The organism is Streptomyces sp. W16 (assembly GCF_033194735.1).
In the GTDB taxonomy this organism is placed as follows: domain Bacteria; phylum Actinomycetota; class Actinomycetes; order Streptomycetales; family Streptomycetaceae; genus Streptomyces.
The window spans coordinates 1-4,408 of record NZ_JAWOAI010000681.1; the positions used below are offsets into that span (position 1 = coordinate 1).

Annotated in this window: 4 protein-coding genes; all 4 read right to left on the reverse strand. The window is 69.6% G+C overall.

The genetic code is table 11. The features are described from left to right. The coding region (locus tag R6V09_RS46985; protein ID WP_317887586.1) for an ABC transporter ATP-binding protein at positions 1 to 835 on the reverse strand (835 nt) is incomplete at its 3' end. Continuing rightward, positions 832 to 2,415 (reverse strand): ABC transporter substrate-binding protein, encoded by a 1,584-nt coding sequence (locus tag R6V09_RS46990; protein WP_317887587.1) that lies wholly within the window; start codon positions 2,413 to 2,415, stop codon positions 832 to 834. The genes R6V09_RS46985 and R6V09_RS46990, both read right to left, overlap by 4 nt. Before the next feature lie 54 nt (positions 2,416 to 2,469). Next, positions 2,470 to 3,348 carry an ABC transporter permease gene (locus tag R6V09_RS46995; protein WP_317887588.1) on the reverse strand — a complete coding sequence of 293 codons (879 nt, stop codon included), beginning with the start codon at positions 3,346 to 3,348 and terminating at the stop codon, positions 2,470 to 2,472. Then, positions 3,338 to 4,300, reverse strand: a complete 963-nt coding sequence (locus tag R6V09_RS47000) for an ABC transporter permease (protein WP_317887589.1) — start codon at positions 4,298 to 4,300, stop codon at positions 3,338 to 3,340. Before R6V09_RS47000 ends, R6V09_RS46995 begins: the two co-directional genes overlap by 11 nt. Positions 4,301 to 4,408 lie beyond the last annotated feature (108 nt).

The window sequence follows — 4,408 nt, forward strand, 5'->3', positions numbered from 1 at the left end:
CGTCGCCGTCCCGCATCCGCGGCACCGCCGCGAGCAGCGCCCGCGTGTACGGATGCCGGGGCGCGTTCAGCACCTGGTCGACGGTGCCGGACTCCACCGCCTGACCGGCGTACATCACCTGCACCCGGCTGCACATGGCGGTGATGACACCGAGGTCGTGCGAGATGAGCAGCATGCCCATGCCGTGCTCCTGCTGGAGCGAGCGCAGCAGGCGCAGGATCTCGGCCTGCACGGTGACGTCCAGCGCGGTCGTCGGCTCGTCGGCCAGCAGGAGGCGCGGGTTGCCCGCCATCGCGATGGCGATGACGACGCGCTGGCGCATACCGCCGGACAGTTCGTGCGGGAACTGCCGTGCCCTGCGCTCGGGCGAGGGGATCTCCACCAGCCGCAGCAGGTCCACCGCCCGCTCCTGTGCTTCCTTCCGGCCGGCCTTCCCGTGGATCCGCAGCACCTCCGCGACCTGTGCGCCGACCCGCATGCACGGGTTCAGCGAGGTCATCGGCTCCTGGAAGACCATCGCCACCCGGTCGCCGCGCAGACTCTCCAGCTCCGCGTCGCCGCTGCCCAGCAGATCGGTACCGCAGGCCACCAGCCGGTCGGCCCGGACGTCGGCGCCCGGGCCCAGCAGCCCCATGGCGGCGAGCGCGACACTGGACTTGCCGCAGCCGCTCTCGCCGATCAGGCCCACCACTTCGCCCTGTTCGACACGGAGATCCACCCCGGAGACGACGTCCGAGCCGCCGAAGCCGATGCGCAGTCCCGAGACATCGAGGACCGGATCGGTGCCGTCCTTCCCGGCACCGGCCCGAGCGGGAGTCAGAGTGTCCGCTTTCACGACGTCAGCCAGGCGTTCTTGAGGTTGAGGCGGGTCGCCGTGGCGTCCGGCTGGTAGCCGTGCAGCCGGTCGCTCCAGGCCTCGCCGCGCACCGCCTTGGCGTAGGGCACCAGCAGGTAGGCCTCGTCGGCGATGTACTGGGCGAGCTGGTGGTACAGCGTCACGCGTTTGGCGTTGTCCTGCTCGCTCTTCGCGGCGGCCATCAGGTCCCACAGGTGCTGGTCCTTGACCTTGGTCGCCGGGCTGCCCTTGGCGAACCACAGGTCGAGGTACTGGCTCGGGTCGGCGTTCAGCACGCTGGTCAGCATGATCATGTCGGTGTAGTCGCCGCCCAGCACCTTGGGCACGACACTCGCGAACGGCACGAGCTTGAGGTTGAGGGTGATGCCGACCTTGGACAGCTGCGCCTTCATCAGCTCCAGGGCGGAGATGTCGGGACCGTAGGCCGAGTCGCTGGGGGCGGTCAGTTCGATGCTGACCTTGGTCTTGCCCGCGGCCTTGAGCAGGGCCACGGCCTTCGCCTGGTTGTGCTGGTACATCGGGTCGGCGGTGGTCGGCGTGGTGCCGTACGGGTCCTGCGGCGGGATGACGTAACCGAGGCCGGCGGAGCCGCTGCCCAGCGTCTTGATGAGGGTCTCGCGGTCGATGGCGAGGTTGAACGCCTGCCGCACCCGCTTGTCGGCGAGCGGGCCGCTGAGGGTGTTCATGTTGAGCCAGACACTGGAGACGATGGGCCCGTTCGCCTCGGTGACACCGCTGGTGCTCTTGACGTCGCTCACCATGCGCAGGTCGCGGAAGGACAACAGCTGCACCGAGTTGGAGCGCAGCGAGGCCACGCGCGAGGTCTCGTCGGGGATGAGCCGGTAGATCACCGTGTCGAGGTACGGCTTCGGCTTGTCCCAGTAGCCCTTGTAGCCGGAGAGCGTGATGGAGATGCCCTTCGACCACTTCTTCAGCGAGAAGGGTCCGGTGCCGTTCTCCGTCTGCTTGAGCTCGTTCCCGGTCCGGGACGTCGTCCACTTCTTGCTCATGATGGCGCCGCTCCATGGGCGGGCCAGGAAGTTGTAGAGCGACGGCTGCGGGGTGCTGAGCTTGATCTCCACGGTGCTCGCGTCCACGGCGGTCACCGTTTTTATCTTGTACTGCTGGGTGTACGGCGACTTGATCGAGGGATCCATCAGCCGCTCCAGGCTGAAGATCACGTCGTCGGCGGTGAGCTTGGTGCCGTCGTGGAAGGTGACTCCGTCGCGGAGCGTGAAGCGGTGGGTGGTCGGGTCCACCTGCTGGTAGCTCTTGGCCAGACCGGGCTTGATCTGGCCCTTGCTGTCCAGGCTCAGCAGACCCTCGTAGAACTGCGCGACGATCTGCTGGTCGAAGTACGCCTGGGCCACCTGCGGGTCGAAGCCGACCGTGGGCTCCCCGTCGAGCCCGATGGTCAGCGTTCCGCCGCTGACCGGCTTCCCGGCGGTCTTGGAGGCCGTGGCGGCCGTACCGCCGCAGGCCGCCAGCATCAGGCCGGCCAGCGTGCTGCCGCCCAGGGCCAGCGCGTTTCTGCGGGAGAAGGTGTGGTTCGTCATCATGACCGCCTGTTTCTCAAGAACGTGAGGGTGAAGTGACGTGGTGCGGGCGCCTGTTCAGGGCGTGCGGCGCTTGCCGCGCGGGTTGAGCTGTTCCTGCAGGCCGTCGGAGATGAGGCCGAACGCCGCGGTGGCGATGGCCAGGGTGATGCCGGGGACGATCACCAGCAGCGGGTCGTCCTTCATATAGCGCTGGCCCTCGAAGATCATCCGGCCCCAACTGGGCGTCGGCGGCTGGATGCCGAGGCCCAGATAGCTCAGGGACGCCTCGACGAGGACGCAGGTCGCCGCCGTGTTCGCGTACTGGACGAGCGCGGAGGACAGCACGTTCGGCAGCACATGCCGGACGATGATCACCGGGGTCGGCACCCCGGCGATCCGGGCCGCCGAGACGAAGTCGCGCTCGCGCACGGTGAGCGCAGGGGCCCGCACGATCCGCGCGAAGTACGGGACGAAGATCAGGCCCATGCCCGCGATGAGGACCCACATGCCCGGGGTGAAGACCGACACCAGCACAAGTGCCAGCAGCACGGAGGGAATTGACATCGCGGTGTCCATCGCCGCCATCAGGACCGCGTCCAGCCGGCGGGCGTTGTAGCCAGCGACGAGCCCGATGGGGACGCCGATCAGCGCGGCGACCGTGGTCGCGCCGAAGGCCACCAGCAGGGACTGCCGGGCCGCGCCGAAGGTCCGGGTGAACAGGTCACGGCCGAGGTTGTCGGTGCCCAGCCAGTGGCCTCCCGACGGGCCGGTGAGCAGCGAGTCGCTGACGTCCGTCGCCGCGTAGCGGCCGAAGACGCCGATGGCCAGGGACAGCAGCACGATCCCGCCGAGGACGCAGACACCCGTGGTCAGCGTCGCGTTCCAGCCGAGGCGCGGCCTGCGCCGGCGCGCCGCGGGGACGGTGACGGCGGGCGCGGTGGATTCAACCGTCACGGCGTGCTCCTGTCGTCCGGATACGGGGGTCGATGAGGGGATAGACCAGGTCGGTCACCAGGTTGATCAGCACATAGGAGGCACCGAGGGCGAGGATCGCGCCCTGGATCACCGTGAAGTCGTGCTGGGTGATGGAGTTGACGATCAGCGAGCCGAGACCGGGGAGCGCGAAGACCTGCTCGATGATCACGGTGCCGCCGACCAGCACCCCGAGCTGGAGCCCGCCGGCGGTGACCACCGGCACCAGCGCGTTGCGCAGCGCGTGCCGCAGCATCAGCCGCCGCCGCCCCGCGCCCTTCGCCGCCGCCGTCCGCATGAAGTCCTGGCCCTCGACGTCGAGGACGGCGGCCCGCATGTACCGGCAGAGGGTCGCGCCGAACGGGATGCCCAGGGCGACGGCCGGAAGCAGCAGCACCTGGAGGTTGAGCAGCGGATCCTGGGAGAACGGCACGAAGGAGAACAGCGGCCAGGCCGGTGCCAGCGTGCTGAACAGGAGGACCATGACCGTGCCGACCACGAAGGGCGGGACGGCGAGCCCGAGGAACGCCGCGCTGTTGACCACCCGGTCCCGCGCACGCCCCTGGTACATGGCCGACCAGATGCCCGCCGGGATGCCCCACAGGACGGCGATCACCGCGGCGTAGACGGCGAGTTCGAGGCTCACCGGGAGGCGGTCGGCGACCTGTGCGCCGACGCTCTGGCCGTCCAGCAGGGACGAACCGAGGTCGCCGCGGACGGCGTGCCCGATCCAGCTCAGGTACTGCGACCACACGGGCTGGTCGAGTCCCAGCTGCTGGGTGATCTGGGCGCGCAGCTGGGGAGTCGAGTTCTCGCCGGCGATCAGGGACGCCGGGTCACCGGGGACCAGGTGCGCCAGGGCGAACACGATGGCGCTGAGGCAGAGGACCACCGCGAGCGAGCGGACCAGACGGATCGAGAGGTAGCGCAGCACTGGATCTCTCCCTAGATCGCGACGGCGGGTGCCGACGCCCGGGCCGTCGTCGGGCGGGCCGGATCGGACGGGCGGCGTCGCGCGGCCAGCGCACCGGGCACGGCCTCG